We start from the raw sequence: 15,803 nt of genomic DNA on the forward strand, positions 1-15,803 counted from the left end.
GTGATGAGCCCGGCCCTGATCGCTTATCGCCTGCTGACCCGGCTGCTGGAGCCGCTGGCCCCGCGCTTGCTGGATGCGCGCGTCAAACAGGGCAAGGAGGACGCGGCCCGCGTCGACGAGCGACTGGGCATCACCCGCACCCCGCGTACTGACGGCGACCTGATCTGGCTGCATGGGGTCAGCGTGGGCGAGACCCTGTCGCTGCTGCCCCTGGTCCAGCGCATCCGGGCGGGCCGGCCTGACCTGACCATTCTGGTCACCTCGGGCACCATGACCTCGGCAGCGCTTCTGGCCCAGCGCCTGCCCGCCGGAGTGATCCATCAGTATGCGCCGGTGGACGGGCCGAACGTCGTCGCGGCCTTCCTCGATCACTGGCGGCCCGGCGTGGCCGTCTTCGTCGAGAGCGAGCTGTGGCCCAATCTGATCCTGGCGGCCCAGGCGCGGGGCGTGAAACTGGTGCTGGCCAGCGCGCGCATCACCGAAAAGACCGTGACCGGCTGGCGGCGGTTTCCGGGCGCGGCGAAGCGCGTGCTGTCGGCCTTCGATCGCATCCTGCCGCAGGACTGGACCTCGACCGTCAGGCTGGAAAGCCTGGGCGCGCGCATCGACGGTCAGGTCAATCTGAAGCTGTCGGGCGAGGCCCCGCCGCACGACGGTGCCGCCTTCACCCGCCTGAGCGCCGCCATCGGCGACCGGCCCGTGGTCGTCGCGGCCAGCACCCATGACGGCGAGGAGATCGCCCTGGTCCGGGCCTTGGACAATCTGGCCGATCGCCTGTGCCTGATCCTGGTGCCGCGCCACCCGGAACGCAGTGTCGCCATCGCCAGTGCCCTGACGGCCGACGGCTACCGCTTCGCCCTGCGGTCGCGCGGGGATCAACCGGATGCCGAGACGGACCTCTATGTCGCCGACACCCTGGGCGAGATGGGGCTGTTCCTGCGCCTGGCCGATGTCGTGGTCATGGGCGGCAGTTTTTCCGCCGCCCTGAACAAGCCGCCGGTCGGGGGTCATAATCCGCTGGAGCCCGCGCGTCTGGGCAAGCCCGCGGTCACTGGCCCCGACATGACGAACTGGTCAGCGGTGACCGAGGCTCTGGTCCAGTCCGGAGGCCTGGCCGTGGTCGACAGCCCGTCGGACCTGCCCGCCGTGCTTGCACCCCTGCTGGCCGACACAGAGGCCGCCCGTGTGATGGGCGAGCGCGGCCGCCGCGCCGCCGCAGAGGCCGGTTCGGGGCTGGAGCGGTTGTGGGAAATGCTGGTCGAGCTGCTGCCGCCCGCCCCTGCCAGGCCGGGTGCCCGGCGATGAAGCTGAACACGCCCCGCTGGTGGTACGACCGCGACCGGCGTCATGCGCCGGTGCAGCGGTTGATGCTGAAGCCCGTGTCGTGGATCTGGGGCGCGGTCACGGCCCGCCGCATCGCCCGCACCGTGCCGGTCGATCCCGGTGTGCCGGTCGTCTCCATCGGCAATCTGACCGTCGGCGGCTCGGGCAAGACGCCGGTGGCGCGCGAGGTGCTGCGCCTGTTGCGGGCCGCGGGCATCGATGCCCAGGCCCTGTCGCGCGGCTATGGCGGGTCGCTGGAGGGGCCGGTACGGGTCGATCTGGCGGTCCACACGGCCGCCGAGGTCGGGGACGAGCCGCTGATGCTGGCGCTGGACAGCCCGGCCTGGATCGCGCGGGACCGGGTCGCGGGGGCCAAGGCGGCCGCGACCGCAGGAGCTGAAGCCCTGGTGCTGGACGACGCGCATCAGAATCCGGCGCTGAAGAAGACGCTGAGCCTGATCGTCGTGGACGGCGAGACGCGTGACGGGGAATGGCCCTTCGGCGACGGCTCGGTCTTTCCGTCCGGCCCGATGCGCGAGCCGCTGAAGGCCGGTCTGGCGCGCGCGGACGTCGTGGTCATCCTGCTGCCCGCCGATGCGCCGGGGGTGGACCCGGAGCTGGTCGAGGTCTTCGCCCCCCTGCCCGTCTTCGTGGCCCGGCTGATGCCCGCCGCCCCGCCGCCGCCCGGCCCGCTGGTCGGTTTCGCCGGCATCGCCAAGCCGTGGAAGGTCGAGCGCGCGCTTCAGGCTGCCGGGGCCGATCTAGCCGACTTCGTGCCCTTCCCCGACCATTCGGTGTTCCAGGACCAAGACTTCCGCTTCCTTGAGGAGCGCGCGGAGCTGTTCAATGCCCGCCTGATCACCACTGAGAAAGACTGGTCCCGCCTGCCGCCGGAGTGGCGCGAGCGCGTCATCTCCTGGCCCGTCAAGGCGACGTTCGAGGACGAGGACGCGTTTGCGGCTACTGTAGTGAGCGCGCTGGGCTAGCGGACCTGGCCCTCGATCACTCGACCACGCCGGTTGATGCTGAGCTGGGTGCCACGGCCGATATTGGAGAGCTGGGTCGCAGACGACACCTGCCGGCCATTGACGGCCAGGACGATGTCGCCCCCCTGAAGGCCGATGCGGTTGGCATAGCTGCCGCGTTCCACCCGTCCGATCACGACGCCACTGGCAAAGGGATCGCCACCCAGGCTGTCAGCAAGGGCAGGGTTGAGTTCCAGCACCTGGGCCCCGCTGAGCGCGCCCGCCTGAATGACCGTCGCGCGGTCCGTATCGGCATTGCCAGGCAGCGTCTGAACCCGAGCGTCCACCGTCTGGGCTCGTCCGTCGCGCAGGATCGAGACCTGCACCGTCTGGTTGGGCTCACGCGTGCCAACGCGGAAGTTCAGGCCGCCCTGGTCGTTGATCTCGGCCCCATCGATGGCGGTGATGACGTCGCCTTCGCGCAGGCCCGCGCGGGCACCGGGACCACCCGCATAGACGTCGGTGACGATGATGCCTTGCGGACGCTCCAGGCCCAGGCTGCGGGCGATGTCGGCGCTGACGCTGTCGCCCTTGACGCCCAGCCAGGGTCGCACGACAGCCTTGGCCCCGCCGACGGCACTGTCGACCACCCGTTTGACCATGGAGGCCGGGACCGCGAAGCCGACGCCCGCCGAGGTGCCGGAGCGGCTGAAGATGGCCGTGTTGATGCCGATCAGGTCACCGTCCATGTCGACCAGGGCTCCGCCGGAGTTGCCGGGATTGATGGCGGCATCAGTCTGAATGAACGAGCCGCTATCGCTGATGCCCGTCTCGGTCCGGTTCAGGGCCGAGATGATGCCGTTGGTCACCGTCTGGCCGACACCGAAGGGGTTGCCGATGGCCAGGACCAGATCGCCGATCTGCTGTTCCTCGCGGTCGTCGATGTTGAGGACCGGCAGGCTCTCGCTGACGCCGTCCAGTTGCAGCACGGCGATGTCGGAGCGTTCGTCGGCCAGGATGAGCCGGGCCGAAAACTCGCGCCGGTCGTTCAGCACGACCTTGATCTCCTGCATGCCGTTGATGACGTGATAGTTGGTCACCACCACTCCATCGGCCCGCACGATCACGCCCGAGCCGACCGAGCCGACCTGCTGGGCACGCGGCCTCTGGCCGAACATCGACCAGAAGGGGTCCTGGACCTGCTGGACGCCACGACCCGAGACATTGACCACGGCGGGGGCGGCGGTGCGGACCACGGGCGCGAAGCTGGACTTCATGGCCATGGCGTCGCCGGGCACCACGCGGTTCTCAGCAAAAACCCCGTCCTGGGCTCTGGTGTCGTTCGGCTGGCCGCAGGCGGCGAGGGTCAGGGCGAGGGCAGCGGCGGCGGTGAAGGTCTTCATGGTCATCCGGATCAGATAGGTCGGTCAGCGCCCGGTGCAATCCAGCTATGGATTTGGGACAGGATCAAGGCGGGCTTCTGCGGCATCGTCGCGATCGGCCTGACGCCCCACCACCCAGCCGACGATGGCGGCCATCAGAAGCGCTACGGCGGCCAGATAGAAGGCCAGCCCCGGCTGGGTCATGACCCGCGTCGCCAGCGCCAGCATCTGCGCGGGGGCTCCGTCCATCGCATTCGCCAGCCAAAGCCGGGTCGCCAGCGCCCCTTCCCCGACCGAGATCGAATAGATCCAGCCGAAGAAAAGCGGCGACATGACCCCGGCGATAGAGGCGACGCTCATGTTTGCCCCCTGAAGCTGACCCTGCTCGTCCTCGCCGACACGCCGGGTCATCAGCGATTGCAACGTCGGCATGGCCAGGCCCCATAGCGCATTGGGCAACATCGCCAGGATGAAGATCAGGCCGGTGGGAGCCCAGCCCATAAGCGCGATGCCGACGGTGCCGCCCAGCAGGCCGAAAACCATGACGCCCCTGTCGCCGAACCGCTTGACCAGCGGCCCGACCAGAACGCCCTGCACAAGCATGTCCAGCAGCCCGACCAGCGCCAGCAGAAGCCCGACCTCCTTGGGACCCCAGCCATAGCGCCAGGCGGCATAGAGCACGAACACCGCCGAGAAGACGTGGTGGGCGAAGTAGAGCAGGAAATTCACGACGGCGAGGCCGCTGAGTTCGGTGTGTCGCTTCAGCAGGATCAGCGACCCGACCGGATTGGCCCGCCGCCAGCTGAAAGCCATCCGCTTCTCGACCGGCAGGCTCTCGGGCAGGACGAACAGGCCGTAAAAGAAGGCTACGCCGGACAGGCCACCCGCCACCCAGAACGGCAGGCGCGGATCGACATCGCCGAGAAAACCACCCATCACTGGTCCCAGCACGAAGCCGCCCGAGAAGGCCGCACCGATCAGGCCATAGGCGCGCGCCCGCTTCGCCGGCTCGGTGATGTCGGCCATATAGGCATAGATGGTGGTGAAGCTGGACGAGGTGATGCCCGCGATGATCCGTCCCGCCGCCAGCCACCACAGGTTCGGGGCCAGGGCCATCAGCACATAGTCCAGTGCCAGTCCGGCACAGCTGATCAGGATCACCGGCCTGCGCCCGTAGCGATCCGACAGAGATCCGATGATCGGCGAACACACGAACTGCATCGCCGCCCACAGGGCCACGAAGACGCCGTTGATTACGCCTGCCCGCGCGTTCGAGCCGACGAAATCCTCGATCAGCTGCGGCAGGACCGGGATGATGATCCCCATCGCCACGATGTCGAGCACCGCCGTCACGAAAATGAAGGCCAGCGCCGCGCGCCGCACCTTGGGATTGCTCAGGGACATGGGCGGGGCTTCTAGCCCAGCCTCAAGGCTCCGTCACCGGCAAGGTGTCGACCGGATCGCCGTCGCTCTGCGGCACCGCAATGCCCAGCAGACGGCCCAGCAGAGGCTGCACATCGACGCTGTCCAGGCCGGTCAGCCGTCGCCCCTTAACGACCCCGGAGCCGTGGGCGATGAACAGAGCCGCCATTTCCGGCGAGGCATTGTCATAGCCATGCGCCCCGCCCTCGCGCGTCACGGGCCGCGCCCGTGTTGCCAGCAGCCAGCCCGGCTCCGAGGCACAGACGATGGCCGGAACGCGAGGATGGTCCCCAAGAACGAACCGCGCGGGAATCTCACTCTTGCGCCAGCACTCCAGATGCGGACGCGAACCCAACAGCCCCGCCTCGACCTCGGCCTCGCGGCCGGGAACCGGGTTCAGGAAGGTCGCTGCACCGGAATAGACGATCCGCACCGCCTCCGGATCGATCAGGTCGTCGATATAGGTCACCCGGTCCGGGGAAGTAGCGGCCATGCCGTGGTCGGACACGATCACCAGCACCGTCCGTTGGTACAGACCCCGCGCTTGCAACCCCTCGATCAATCGCCCGATCGAGGCATCCACAGCGCGAACGGCTTCTGTGGTCGCGGCTCCATCCGGTCCGTGATTGTGCCCTGCGGTATCGACGATGTCGAAATACAACGTGGTCAAGGCAGGACGCTGGTCTTGCGGCAAATCCATCCAGCCTAGAACCCGATCCACCCGCACATTGTCCGGCATGGACTGGTCGAACTCGGTCCAGTGCGTCGGGCGTACGCCGCGGATGTCCGCCTCCGACCCCGGCCAGAACATGGTGCCGGTGACCAGTCCCGCATTTTCCGCCGTCACCCAGATCGGCTCGCCGTCATCCCACCACCGCCGGTCGGTCACGGCTTCCTTGTTGCGCAGGCTGAAGGACCCCAGCTCGGCGTCGATCATATTGTTGCCGACAATCCCGTGGTTGTCAGGATGCAGGCCCGTGACCAGCGTATAGTGGTTGGGGAAGGTCACACTGGGGAAGGACGGTCGCATCGGCCCGCTGGCCCCGTCAGCAGCCAACTGTGACAGCACCGGCGTGATGCCCTTGTTCAGATAGTCCGGCCGGAACCCGTCGATTGAGACCAGGATCACCAGCGTTCGTTCGGCCTGCGTCGGGGCCATCGGCACGCTTGCGCAGGCCCCCAGAAAAGCGGTCAGGGCCAAGACGGCAATACGGTTCAACATGCAGGCAAATCCAAAAACTGGGGTGACGAACATTGCCTAACCTTAATCCAAGACAGGCCCAAGACGGCTTGTCGCAACGTCCGGTGCCGGGCAGGTTGGCTTGCATGAACGCTGTGATCGAAACACGGGGTCTGACCAAGACCTACGGCACCGTCCACGCCCTTGCCGGGCTGGACCTGACCATTCCCAGGGGCGGCGTCTATGGCGTGCTGGGGCCGAACGGGGCGGGCAAGTCCACGCTGTTCCGCATCCTGCTGGGCCTGATCCGGCCGACGCAGGGCTCGGCCACGGTGATGGGTGGTGCCATCGGTGACATCACCTCGATGCGCCGCATGGGCTCGATGATCGAGACGCCGCGCTATCCCCCCTATCTGACCGCGCGTCAGGCGCTGAAGTGGCTGGCACTCAGCCACGGCATGGCGAACACCGTCGACATCCCGCGCTGGCTGGACCGCGTGGGCCTGAGCGAGGCGGCGGACCGGCGCGTGCGCGGTTTCTCAGTCGGCATGCTGCAGCGGCTCGGTGTCGCCGCGGCCCTGCTGAACGAACCGGAGCTGATCATCCTCGATGAGCCGACCAGCGGCATGGACCCGCCCGGCATTCAGGAGATGCGGGCCCTGATCCGCTCGCTGGCCCATGACGACGGGGTGACCGTGGTCCTGGCCAGCCACCAGCTGCTGGAGGTCCAGCGCGTCTGCGACCGAGTGGCCATCATGAACAAGGGCCGTCTGGTCCGCGAGGGCACGGTCAGCGAGCTGACCTCTGTCGGCGAACGGCTCAGCCTGTCGGTCACCCCCATCGCGCGCGCGCTGGACGTGCTGGGCACCAAGGGTAAGCACGAGGGCGACGCCGTCCTGGCCGACGTCCCGCGCAACGAGGGGCCGGCCGTCATCCGCGCCCTGGTCGAGGCCGGGATTGACATCAACGAGGCGCGCTGGGTCGGCACCGACCTGGAGAGCATCTTTTTCACCGAGACGGGCGCCGTCCAGACGCCGGAGGCCCGCTAATGATCGTCGATGCCATCCGCGCCGAAGGCTTCCGCCTGTCCAAGAGCCGCACGACCTGGTTCTGGAGCGTGTTCTTCGCCCCCATCCTGTCGCTGATCTTCGGAATCATCGGCGTGGTCTTCCTGAAGGCCAACGAAGCGCAGATCGCGGCCCAGACGGACTTGCCGCCCGAGGTCATTGCCATGATGGCCAGCACGCCGATCAATCTGGCAACTGAATTGGTCGCGGCGGCGGGCAAGCTGGACAGCATCCTGTTGTTACCGTTCGTCCTGATCGGGGCGGCGACCCTGTATGCCGCCGACTACCGCTGGGAGACGTGGCGGCTGATCAGCGCCCGCAACAGCCGGACCAACCTTCTGCTCGGCAAGCTGGCCATCGCTGCACTGCTGACCCTGATCGCCGTTTTCGTGATGCTGCTCAGCGGCGTGGCAGAAACCTTCATCCGTGCGGCTACCTTCGAGCGCCCGCTTACGTTCAATGTCACCGGCGAGGCGATCGGCGGCTTCTTCGCTCTCGGAGGCCTGTCCTTCCTGCGGGTCATGCAGTTCACGATGCTGGCCCTGCTGACGGCTGTGGTGACCCGGTCGCTGCTGGCGGCCCTGTTCGTGCCGCTGGTCGTGGCCGTGGCGCAGTTTTTCTCGCCCCAGCTGTTCCTGACCATGGGCATGCAGCCGGATGCCTGGCTGCCGGTTTTGGCGAATCCGTCTGGCGCAATCGAAGCGCTGAAGGCCATCGCCTCCGGTGCAGGCTCAACCCTGCCCGAGGGGCTGGCGCTGAAGGCCTGGCTGAGTATGGCCCTTTGGACCCTGCTGCCTATCGCTGGAGCCCTGTTCTGGTTCAAGCGGCAGGACCTGTCGAAGGAGTAGGCCCTACAGCCGCTTCTCCATGAAGACGTCGGCCCGCGCATAGGGCGTGGGCTGGGGCGGCAAGGTGACGAAGCCGAAGCTGCGGTATAGCTGCCCGGCAACCGTCAGGGCGCTGCTCGTCTCCAGATAAAGGCGTGGGGCCCCGGCGGAGCGCGCCGTCGCCTCGCAGGCCTCCAGAAGTTGCCGCGACAGCCCCTTCCCCCGTGCGGACGGCGTAACGGTCATCTTGGCGACTTCGAAGCCGCCGTCGTCCATGGCCATCAGCGCGCAGCAGCCCACAGCCTGCCCGTCCCGCTCCACCATGAAGATGTGCCCGCCCGCATCAAGGATAGACCCTTGCGGGTCACCAATGACCTTTCGATCCTTGGCCTCGATCTCGAAACCACCCTCCCGCAGCCAGGCGGTGTTCAGCGCGGCCCAGGCCTCGACGTGGTCGGGGCGGAAGGGGATGATGCGAGGCTCGGTCATGCCGTTCGCCTACCCTTGCCGTTGCGATGCGACAAGCCGCGCTCAAGCAGCGCGCCGTCGCGCGGCAAACGATTGTGCCAAACGAAAAGAGCGGCTGGATCGCTCCAGCCGCTCTCGGATCTTCGACAGGGTCGAAAAGGCTTAAGCCTCGTCGTCGCCCTGCACTTCATAGACGGGACCGGAGTCCAGACCCTTGGCGTCGGCGTCGCGATCGACAAACTCGATCACGGCCATGGCGGCGTTGTCGCCGTGGCGGAAGCCAGCCTTCATGATGCGGATATAGCCACCGCTACGGTCGGCGTAACGCGGGCCGATCGTTTCGAACAGCTTGCCGACCTGCGGCACGTCACGGACGTGGCTGATGGCCTGACGGCGAGCGTGCAGGTCGCCGCGCTTGGCGAGCGTGACCAGCTTCTCGACGAAGGGCCGCAGCTCCTTGGCCTTGGGCAGGGTCGTCTTGATCTGCTCGTGCTTGATCAGCGACGCAGCCATATTGGCGAACATGGCGGTCCGGTGGGCGCTGGTGCGTCCGAGCTTGCGATAGGCGGCGCCGTGGCGCATCGGGGTCTCTCCTACTCAACCCTGGTTTCCGCATATCACCGGCGGACCTGGGGCTTTCACATTCTAACCGCTCCGCGGTCCGGGTGGACCAAGGGCGGAGGGTTGAAACTAGATCTGGTCGTCGAACTTCTTGGCCAGGTCTTCGATGTTTTCGGGCGGCCAGTTGGGCACATCCATGCCCAGCGACAGACCCATGGTCGTCAGAACTTCCTTGATCTCGTTCAGCGACTTGCGGCCGAAGTTCGGGGTGCGAAGCATTTCGCCCTCGGTCTTCTGGATCAGGTCGCCGATGTAGACGATGTTGTCGTTCTTCAGGCAGTTGGCCGAACGGACCGACAGTTCCAGTTCGTCGACCTTCTTCAGCAGAGCCGGGTTGAACGGCAGGTCAGGCTTGCCGTCCGTGGCTTCCACGGCCTTCTTGGGCTCGTCGAAGGTGATGAAGATCTGGAGCTGGTCCTGCAGGATGCGCGAGGCATACGCCACGGCGTCCACGGGGCTGACAGCGCCGTTGGTTTCGACTTCCAGGATCAGCTTGTCATAGTCCAGCGACTGGCCCTGACGGGTCGGCTCGACGCGATAGGCGACGCGCTTGACCGGCGAATACAGGGCGTCGACGGCGATCAGGCCGATCGGAGCGTCTTCCGGACGGTTCAGCTCGGAGGCGACGTAGCCCTTGCCGTTCTGGACGGTCAGTTCCATGCGCACCGAAGCGCCGTCATCCAGCGTGCAGATCACGTGGTCGGGGTTCAGAACCTCGATATCGGCGGGCACGTCGATCTGGCCGGCCGTGACCGGACCAGGGCCGGTGGCCTTCAGCGTCATGCGCTTGGGACCCTCGGCGTGCATGCGCAGCGCCAGTTGCTTGATGTTCAGAACGATGTCGACCACGTCCTCGCGCACGCCTTCCAGCGACGAGAATTCATGGACCACGCCGTCGATCTGGATGGCGGTGACGGCGGCACCTTGCAGCGACGACAGCAGCACGCGGCGCAGGGCGTTGCCGAGCGTCACGCCGAAGCCGCGCTCGAGAGGTTCGGCCACCAGGCGGGCCTTGCGCTGGGCGTCCGAGCCGGCCTCGATCTGGGGCTTTTCGGGACGGATCAGCTCTTGCCAGTTTCGTTCGATCATGGGTGTCCCTCGGAAACGGAGTTCGCCGGTCCCTCGCTCCTCGTCAGGGGCGCCAGGACCGGCGGAGAATAGAAGTCGGTGACGGTACGCTTAGACGCGGCGGCGCTTGGGCGGACGGCAACCGTTGTGCGGCATCGGCGTGACGTCGCGGATGGTGGTGATGGTCAGGCCGACCGACTGCAGCGCGCGCAGGGCCGATTCACGACCGGAACCCGGACCCGAAACATTGACTTCCAGCGTCTTCACGCCGTGTTCCTGGGCCTTCTTGCCGGCGTCTTCGGCGGCCATCTGGGCCGCGTAAGGGGTCGACTTGCGCGAACCCTTGAAGCCCATGTGACCCGACGACGACCACGAGATCGCGTTGCCCTGGGCATCGGTGATCGTGATCATTGTGTTGTTGAACGAAGAGTTCACATGGGCGACGCCCGAGGTGATGTTCTTGCGCTCGCGCTTCTTTACGCGACCCGGTTCCTTGGCCATGTGTCTGTCTTACTTCTTCTTGCCGGCGATCGGCTTGGCGGGACCCTTGCGGGTACGAGCGTTGGTGTGCGTGCGCTGGCCGCGGACCGGAAGGCCCTTGCGGTGACGCAGGCCGCGGTAGCAGGCCAGGTCCATCAGACGCTTGATGTTCATCGACGTCTCGCGGCGCAGGTCGCCCTCAACCGTGTGATCCTTGTCGATCGTTTCGCGAATCTGCAGGACTTCGGCGTCCGTCAGCTGGTTCACACGACGCGCGGGCTCGATGCCCACCTTGGTCGTGATTTCCTTGGCGGCGTGCGGGCCGATGCCATGGATGTACTGAAGCGCGATTTCCACGCGCTTGTTGGTCGGGATATTGACGCCAGCGATACGGGCCACGAAACTCTCCAGATACGCGTTTGCGGACGCAACAAACGCTCCGGTCAACAGACCAGGAGCGCCGACGCCCTTCGCGGAAGCGGGCCTTATACAGGGGATTCAGATGTCGTCAACGCCTAAGGGCCTGATTGCGCCTCTGCAGTGAGGGATCAGGGCTCGAAACGGACCGTCACGGTCACGCCCTGATCGGCCTGGATCTGCCCATTCTCGGTCGGGGGCTGAAATCGGTAAAGCGGGGCCAGGGTCAAGGCCGCCGATCCGAAGCCGATGCCGGGCGGTGTCTCGCTCACAACGGCACAGCGGTCCAACCGGCTATCGGGCTGGATGATACAGTGCATGACCGCCGTCCCGCGCTGACGCAGCCGTGGATCGATCCGACGGTGCGCCCGACCGATGTCGTCCCGGCTGGGGCCCCTGACAAAGCGCGGCGGCGTGGAGCCTGTGCCTGGACCGGTGCCCGAGCCGATACCTGTCCCCTGCCCTGTCCCCTGGCCACCAAGACCCTGGCCTGGCTGTGGCGTGGCGACCGGCGCGACGCCCACGACCAGGTCCGGTTGCGGTGCCTGAACGGCCGGCGCGGGCAACTCCGGTGGCACGGGTCGCGGACGGGGCGGCACATGGACGCGCGAGGGGGCAGCGGGGGCCCCACCCCCGGCTTGCGGACTGGGCGGAGCTGGTGCGGGGACAATGGGCGGCGGAGGCACCGGCGGGCGGAACAGCAGGACCTCAAAGGCCGGCGGGTCCGCTTCTCTCATAACGGGCTCGGGACTGCCCAGTCCGGACAGGGCGAACAAACCCAAGTGCAGGCCGGCCACGGCCACGACGATGCCGGGCAGAAGCCGCCTGTCAGATCGCAAGGGGGATGAGCCGGTGTCCACGCCGCAACTTATGCCACGTCCCACATGAACACGGCGAGCGCAGGCGTGTCAGCCGCCATTCAGGCAACGGGTTCAGGCGGCCTTGGCCAGCGCCTTGTCGATCGCACCGGAGACGGCCTCGATAGAGCTCATGCCGTCCACCTCGGTCAGCAGGCCCTTGTCGGCATAGTAGGGCAGCAGGGGTGCGGTGTTTCGGTTGTAGGCGTCCAGACGAACCTTGAAGCTGTCGGGATTGTCGTCCGGACGGCCCTGGTCGGCAAAACGGCTGGCAACGCGGCTCAGCAGGGCCTCGTCGTCGACCTTCAGCCGGATAACGTGATCGATCTTCTTGCCCAGCTTGGCCAGCATGGCGTCCAGAGCCTCGGCCTGGGCCAGGGTGCGGGGGAAGCCGTCGAAAATGGCCCCGCCGGCATCCTCGGCCGCCTTCAGCTGGGCCTCGATCAGGGCGATGACGACCGCGTCGGGCACGAGGTCACCGCGCGACATGATCGCCTGGCACTCCTGGCCCAGTTCTGAGCCCGAGGCGATGGCCTCGCGCAGCATGTCGCCGGTCGAGAGCTGGATCATGCCCCGCGTCTCGACCAGACGCTTGGCCTGGGTGCCCTTGCCCGCCGCAGGCGGACCAAACAGGATCACATTCATCGCGGCCTCCCCCGAACGATCAGTTCTAGCGCCGGACCGGGGCGGTGGTGCCCTTGGTCCGTGTCTGGCCGCGACCCCGCAGCTTGGCCTTCTTGATCAGGCCTTCGTACTGGTGGGCCAGAAGGTGCGACTGGATCTGGGCGACAGTGTCCATCGTCACCGACACCACGATCAGGATCGATGTGCCGCCAAAGGCCAGACCGGCCCCGAAGTTGGCGATGATCATCTCGGGGATCAGGCAGACGGCGGTGATGTAGGCTGCACCGATGGTGGTCAGACGGGTCAGGACGTAGTCGAGGTACTCGGCCGTCCGCTTGCCCGGACGGATGCCCGGCAGGAAGCCGCCGTATTTGCGCAGGTTCTCGGCCGTGTCCTCGGGATTGAAGGTGATCGAGGTGTAGAAGAAGCAGAAGAAGATGATCAGCAGGCCGTACAGGATCATGAACACCGGCTGGCCATGGCTCAGCTGGCTTGTCACCGCCGGTAGCCACGACAGCCATGCGGGCAGGTTCGCGGTCGCCGTGAACTGCGCCACCGTGGTTGGCAGCATCAGCAAGGACGAGGCGAAGATGGCGGGGATGACACCCGCAGTGTTGACCTTCAGCGGCAGGAACGAGCGCTCGCCCCCGGCCATGCGGTTGCCTTCCTGGCGCTTGGGATACTGAATCAGCAACCGGCGCTGGGCCCGCTCCATGAAGACGATGAACACGACCGTTGCGACGGCAATCAGCGTGATCAGCAGCAGGATGAACACCGACAGCTGACCCTGCTGTGCCAGGCCGAACATACGGGCAATGGTGCCGGGAAGAACGGCCACGATACCGGCAAAGATGATCAGTGAGATGCCGTTGCCGACGCCGCGTGCCGTGACCTGCTCACCCAGCCACATCAGGAACATGGTCCCGCCGGTCAGGCAGGTTATGGTGGAGATGATGAAGAACAGGCCCTGATCCTCAACCAAGCCCGGCTGCGCGTTCAGACCGATAGCGATACCGGCCGACTGGAACAGCGCCAGCACGACGGTCAGATAGCGGGTGTACTGGTTCAGCTGCTTGCGGCCGCTCTCGCCACCTTCCTTGCGCAGCTTTTCCCAGGGCGGATAGACCGCGCCCATCAGCTGCACGATGATCGAAGCAGAGATATAGGGTGTGACGTTCAGGGCGAAGACCGCCATCCGTTCCACCGCGCCGCCCGAGAACATGTTGAACATGTCCAGGATGCCACGCTGCCCATCTGGGTTCTGGAAGAACTGCAGAAAGGCTTCCGAGTTGATCCCCGGGATCGGCACATAGGTCCCGATGCGATAGACCAGCAGGGCCAGGAGCGTGAACAGCAGACGCTTATGCAGCTCGGTCGCTTTCGCGAACGTGCCCATGTTCATGTTTGCTGCGAGTTGTTCGGCGGCCGAAGCCATATGTCGTCACCCCGACTGATCAGAACGCGGCGCACCTGAGACTGACTCGGGCGCCACGGTCCAGATAGGTGAAGGGCGCCCTCTTAGCGAGAGCGCCCCCCAGCTTATTTTTTGGAGGCAGTCCGCGTTGTGCGGGCCGAGATCTTGTTGGCGTCGCCACGCGGCGCCTTGGGAGCCGGAGCCTTGCCCTTGGCGGCGTTGCGCTTCTCGACGCGCGCGGCGGCCTTGGCTTCAGCGGCGATACGCTCCTGAACCACGGTCCCACCGGCAGCTTCGATGGCCTTGATCGCGCCGGCCGAAGCCGACCAGACGACCAGGTTCAGCTTGCCCTTGATCTCGCCGGTGCCCAGCAGACGGACGCCGTCCTTGACGCGACGGATCACGCCGGCGGCGACCAGAGCGTCGCCCTTGATTTCGTTCTTGATGTCAAGCTTGCCGCCGTCGATGGCGTCCTGCAGACGCCACAGGTTCACTTCGGCCAGCTTCAGAGCGTTGGGATTGTTGAAGCCACGCTTGGGCATGCGCATGTACAGCGGCATTTGGCCGCCTTCGAAGCCGCCGATGGCGACGCCGGAACGCGACTTCTGACCCTTGACGCCACGGCCAGCGGTCTTGCCCTTGCCCGAACCGGGGCCACGGCCGACGCGCATGCGCTTCTTGTGAGCGCCCTCGTTGTCGCGGATTTCATTCAGTTTCATGTGCCTGATCCTTTCGGGTTCTAGCGCTGCTCGTGTGTACACGGACAACTCGGCGGTCAAAACGAAGGGCCGCTTCTAGGCGGCCCTTGTCGGTAGTGCAATACGCCAGACGCCCTCCCCCGGTCCGGGAGAGGGCAGCAAGGCTTACTTTTCGACGATCTCGGTCAGGTGGGCGACCTTGGCGATCATCCCGCGAACCGAAGGCGTGTCTTCCAGCGTGGACTCACGACCCATGCGGTTCAGACCCAGACCCACCAGGGTGGCGCGCTGGTCGTTCTTGCGGCGGATCGGCGAACCGGTCTGCTTGACGGTGACGGTCTTGGCGTCAGTCTTTTTGGACGGGGCCATGATCAGGACTCCACAGCTTCAGGTGCCGAGGCACCGTCATTGCGACGACCCATCAGGTCCGCGACCTTCTTGCCGCGCTTGTTGGCGACCTGACGAGGCGAAGACTGGACCTTCAGAGCTTCGAAGGTCGCGCGGATCATGTTGTACGGGTTCGACGAACCGGTGGACTTGCCGACGACGTCCTGGACGCCGAGGGTTTCCAGCACGGCGCGCATCGGACCGCCCGCGATGACGCCGGTCCCGGGAGGGGCCGCACGCATCATGATCTTGCCGGCGCCCCAACGGCCGTTGCCGTCATGGTGCAGGGTGCGGTTTTCACGCAGCGGCACGTGGATCATCGTCTTCTTGGCTTCTTCGGTCGCCTTGCGGATGGCTTCCGGCACTTCGCGTGCCTTGCCGTGACCGAAGCCGACGCGACCCTTGCCGTCACCGACGACCATCAGGGCGGCGAAGCTGAAGCGACGGCCACCCTTCACAGTGGCGGCGACGCGGTTGATGTGGACCAGCTTCTCGACGATGTCCGATTCCGGACCGTCGGCCTGGGGGCCATTGCGGTTGTCACGACGATTGCGGTCGTTGCCGCCGCCGCCACGTTGGGGTGCTTGCGCCATGCGTCCCGTT

Annotated in this window: 17 protein-coding genes and 1 pseudogene; 4 read left to right on the forward strand and 14 right to left on the reverse strand. The window is 66.4% G+C overall.

What is annotated here, in order from left to right:
* Nucleotides 1-3: 3 nt before the first annotated feature.
* Together WC585_RS01355 and lpxK are read left to right on the forward strand one after the other, a co-directional pair.
* Nucleotides 4-1,305 carry a 3-deoxy-D-manno-octulosonic acid transferase gene (locus tag WC585_RS01355; RefSeq protein ID WP_373255733.1) on the forward strand — a complete coding sequence of 434 codons (1,302 nt, stop codon included), beginning with the start codon at nucleotides 4-6 and terminating at the stop codon, nucleotides 1,303-1,305.
* The gene (lpxK, locus tag WC585_RS01360; RefSeq protein ID WP_373255734.1) at nucleotides 1,302-2,309 is read left to right on the forward strand and encodes a tetraacyldisaccharide 4'-kinase; all 1,008 of its coding nucleotides are present in this window, start codon (nucleotides 1,302-1,304) and stop codon (nucleotides 2,307-2,309) included. Before WC585_RS01355 ends, lpxK begins: the two co-directional genes overlap by 4 nt.
* On the opposite strand, the gene WC585_RS01365 is transcribed toward lpxK, so the two are convergent.
* From WC585_RS01365 to WC585_RS01375, 3 genes are read right to left on the reverse strand one after another with little or no spacing between them, the layout of a single operon-like run.
* On the reverse strand, nucleotides 2,306-3,691 hold the full coding sequence (locus WC585_RS01365) for a Do family serine endopeptidase (RefSeq protein ID WP_373255735.1): 1,386 nt from the start codon (nucleotides 3,689-3,691) through the stop codon (nucleotides 2,306-2,308). The two genes, lpxK and WC585_RS01365, sit on opposite strands and share 4 nt — an antisense overlap.
* A 45-nt stretch (nucleotides 3,692-3,736) precedes the next feature.
* Nucleotides 3,737-5,074, reverse strand: coding sequence for a TCR/Tet family MFS transporter (locus tag WC585_RS01370; RefSeq protein WP_373255736.1), 1,338 nt, complete (start codon nucleotides 5,072-5,074; stop codon nucleotides 3,737-3,739).
* A 22-nt stretch (nucleotides 5,075-5,096) separates the two neighbouring features.
* Nucleotides 5,097-6,314 carry an ectonucleotide pyrophosphatase/phosphodiesterase gene (locus WC585_RS01375; RefSeq protein ID WP_373255737.1) on the reverse strand — a complete coding sequence of 406 codons (1,218 nt, stop codon included), beginning with the start codon at nucleotides 6,312-6,314 and terminating at the stop codon, nucleotides 5,097-5,099.
* A 104-nt stretch (nucleotides 6,315-6,418) separates the two neighbouring features.
* On the opposite strand from WC585_RS01375, the gene WC585_RS01380 reads away from it, so the two are divergent.
* Nucleotides 6,419-7,321 (forward strand): ATP-binding cassette domain-containing protein, encoded by a 903-nt coding sequence (locus WC585_RS01380; RefSeq protein ID WP_373255738.1) that lies wholly within the window; start codon nucleotides 6,419-6,421, stop codon nucleotides 7,319-7,321.
* Nucleotides 7,321-8,187, forward strand: coding sequence for a hypothetical protein (locus WC585_RS01385; protein WP_373255739.1), 867 nt, complete (start codon nucleotides 7,321-7,323; stop codon nucleotides 8,185-8,187). Before WC585_RS01380 ends, WC585_RS01385 begins: the two co-directional genes overlap by 1 nt.
* Before the next feature lie 3 nt (nucleotides 8,188-8,190).
* Here WC585_RS01385 and WC585_RS01390 read toward each other — a convergent pair whose 3' ends face one another.
* The 11 genes and pseudogenes from WC585_RS01390 to rpsE all read right to left on the reverse strand — a co-directional run bounded on the left by WC585_RS01390 (nucleotide 8,191) and on the right by rpsE (nucleotide 15,793).
* Complete coding sequence (locus tag WC585_RS01390) at nucleotides 8,191-8,655, reverse strand: GNAT family N-acetyltransferase (RefSeq protein ID WP_373255740.1); 465 nt, start codon at nucleotides 8,653-8,655, stop codon at nucleotides 8,191-8,193.
* Between the two features lie 141 nt (nucleotides 8,656-8,796).
* Nucleotides 8,797-9,216, reverse strand: coding sequence for a 50S ribosomal protein L17 (gene rplQ / locus WC585_RS01395; protein WP_373255741.1), 420 nt, complete (start codon nucleotides 9,214-9,216; stop codon nucleotides 8,797-8,799).
* Nucleotides 9,217-9,324: 108 nt separating this feature from the next.
* On the reverse strand, nucleotides 9,325-10,344 hold the full coding sequence (locus WC585_RS01400) for a DNA-directed RNA polymerase subunit alpha (RefSeq protein ID WP_373255742.1): 1,020 nt from the start codon (nucleotides 10,342-10,344) through the stop codon (nucleotides 9,325-9,327).
* Between the two features lie 90 nt (nucleotides 10,345-10,434).
* Nucleotides 10,435-10,824 carry a 30S ribosomal protein S11 gene (gene rpsK, locus WC585_RS01405; RefSeq protein ID WP_183213186.1) on the reverse strand — a complete coding sequence of 130 codons (390 nt, stop codon included), beginning with the start codon at nucleotides 10,822-10,824 and terminating at the stop codon, nucleotides 10,435-10,437.
* A gap of 9 nt (nucleotides 10,825-10,833) precedes the next feature.
* Entirely contained in the window at nucleotides 10,834-11,202 is a 369-nt protein-coding gene (gene rpsM, locus WC585_RS01410) for a 30S ribosomal protein S13 (protein WP_373255743.1), read from the reverse strand.
* Nucleotides 11,203-11,351: 149 nt separating this feature from the next.
* On the reverse strand, nucleotides 11,352-12,059 hold the full coding sequence (locus tag WC585_RS01415) for an energy transducer TonB (RefSeq protein WP_373255744.1): 708 nt from the start codon (nucleotides 12,057-12,059) through the stop codon (nucleotides 11,352-11,354).
* A gap of 93 nt (nucleotides 12,060-12,152) precedes the next feature.
* The gene (locus WC585_RS01420) at nucleotides 12,153-12,722 is read right to left on the reverse strand and encodes an adenylate kinase (protein ID WP_373255745.1); all 570 of its coding nucleotides are present in this window, start codon (nucleotides 12,720-12,722) and stop codon (nucleotides 12,153-12,155) included.
* Between the two features lie 25 nt (nucleotides 12,723-12,747).
* Nucleotides 12,748-14,136, reverse strand: coding sequence for a preprotein translocase subunit SecY (gene secY / locus WC585_RS01425; RefSeq protein ID WP_373255746.1), 1,389 nt, complete (start codon nucleotides 14,134-14,136; stop codon nucleotides 12,748-12,750).
* 257 nt (nucleotides 14,137-14,393) lie between these two features.
* Nucleotides 14,394-14,834, reverse strand: a pseudogene (gene rplO, locus WC585_RS01430) (50S ribosomal protein L15); the annotation flags it as partial.
* Between the two features lie 144 nt (nucleotides 14,835-14,978).
* The gene (gene rpmD, locus WC585_RS01435) at nucleotides 14,979-15,182 is read right to left on the reverse strand and encodes a 50S ribosomal protein L30 (protein WP_373255747.1); all 204 of its coding nucleotides are present in this window, start codon (nucleotides 15,180-15,182) and stop codon (nucleotides 14,979-14,981) included.
* 2 nt (nucleotides 15,183-15,184) lie between these two features.
* Nucleotides 15,185-15,793: a 30S ribosomal protein S5 gene (gene rpsE, locus WC585_RS01440; protein ID WP_373255748.1), complete on the reverse strand. Its 609-nt coding sequence runs from the start codon at nucleotides 15,791-15,793 to the stop codon at nucleotides 15,185-15,187.
* Between the last annotated feature and the right edge of the window lie 10 nt (nucleotides 15,794-15,803).

Source organism: Brevundimonas sp. (assembly GCF_041648055.1).
GTDB lineage: Bacteria > Pseudomonadota > Alphaproteobacteria > Caulobacterales > Caulobacteraceae > Brevundimonas.

Bases quoted from the DNA above. Each gene is read 5' to 3' on its own strand.
- WC585_RS01355 (WP_373255733.1), top strand. From the start codon at position 4: ATGAGCCCGGCCCTGATCGCTTATCGCCTGCTGACCCGGCTGCTGGAG.
- lpxK (WP_373255734.1), top strand. From the start codon at position 1,302: ATGAAGCTGAACACGCCCCGCTGGTGGTACGACCGCGACCGGCGTCAT.
- WC585_RS01365 (WP_373255735.1), bottom strand. From the start codon at position 3,691: ATGAAGACCTTCACCGCCGCCGCTGCCCTCGCCCTGACCCTCGCCGCC.
- WC585_RS01370 (WP_373255736.1), bottom strand. From the start codon at position 5,074: ATGTCCCTGAGCAATCCCAAGGTGCGGCGCGCGGCGCTGGCCTTCATT.
- WC585_RS01375 (WP_373255737.1), bottom strand. From the start codon at position 6,314: ATGTTGAACCGTATTGCCGTCTTGGCCCTGACCGCTTTTCTGGGGGCC.
- WC585_RS01380 (WP_373255738.1), top strand. From the start codon at position 6,419: ATGAACGCTGTGATCGAAACACGGGGTCTGACCAAGACCTACGGCACC.
- WC585_RS01385 (WP_373255739.1), top strand. From the start codon at position 7,321: ATGATCGTCGATGCCATCCGCGCCGAAGGCTTCCGCCTGTCCAAGAGC.
- WC585_RS01390 (WP_373255740.1), bottom strand. From the start codon at position 8,655: ATGACCGAGCCTCGCATCATCCCCTTCCGCCCCGACCACGTCGAGGCC.
- rplQ (WP_373255741.1), bottom strand. From the start codon at position 9,216: ATGCGCCACGGCGCCGCCTATCGCAAGCTCGGACGCACCAGCGCCCAC.
- WC585_RS01400 (WP_373255742.1), bottom strand. From the start codon at position 10,344: ATGATCGAACGAAACTGGCAAGAGCTGATCCGTCCCGAAAAGCCCCAG.
- rpsK (WP_183213186.1), bottom strand. From the start codon at position 10,824: ATGGCCAAGGAACCGGGTCGCGTAAAGAAGCGCGAGCGCAAGAACATC.
- WC585_RS01420 (WP_373255745.1), bottom strand. From the start codon at position 12,722: ATGAATGTGATCCTGTTTGGTCCGCCTGCGGCGGGCAAGGGCACCCAG.
- secY (WP_373255746.1), bottom strand. From the start codon at position 14,136: ATGGCTTCGGCCGCCGAACAACTCGCAGCAAACATGAACATGGGCACG.
- rpmD (WP_373255747.1), bottom strand. From the start codon at position 15,182: ATGGCCCCGTCCAAAAAGACTGACGCCAAGACCGTCACCGTCAAGCAG.
- rpsE (WP_373255748.1), bottom strand. From the start codon at position 15,793: ATGGCGCAAGCACCCCAACGTGGCGGCGGCGGCAACGACCGCAATCGT.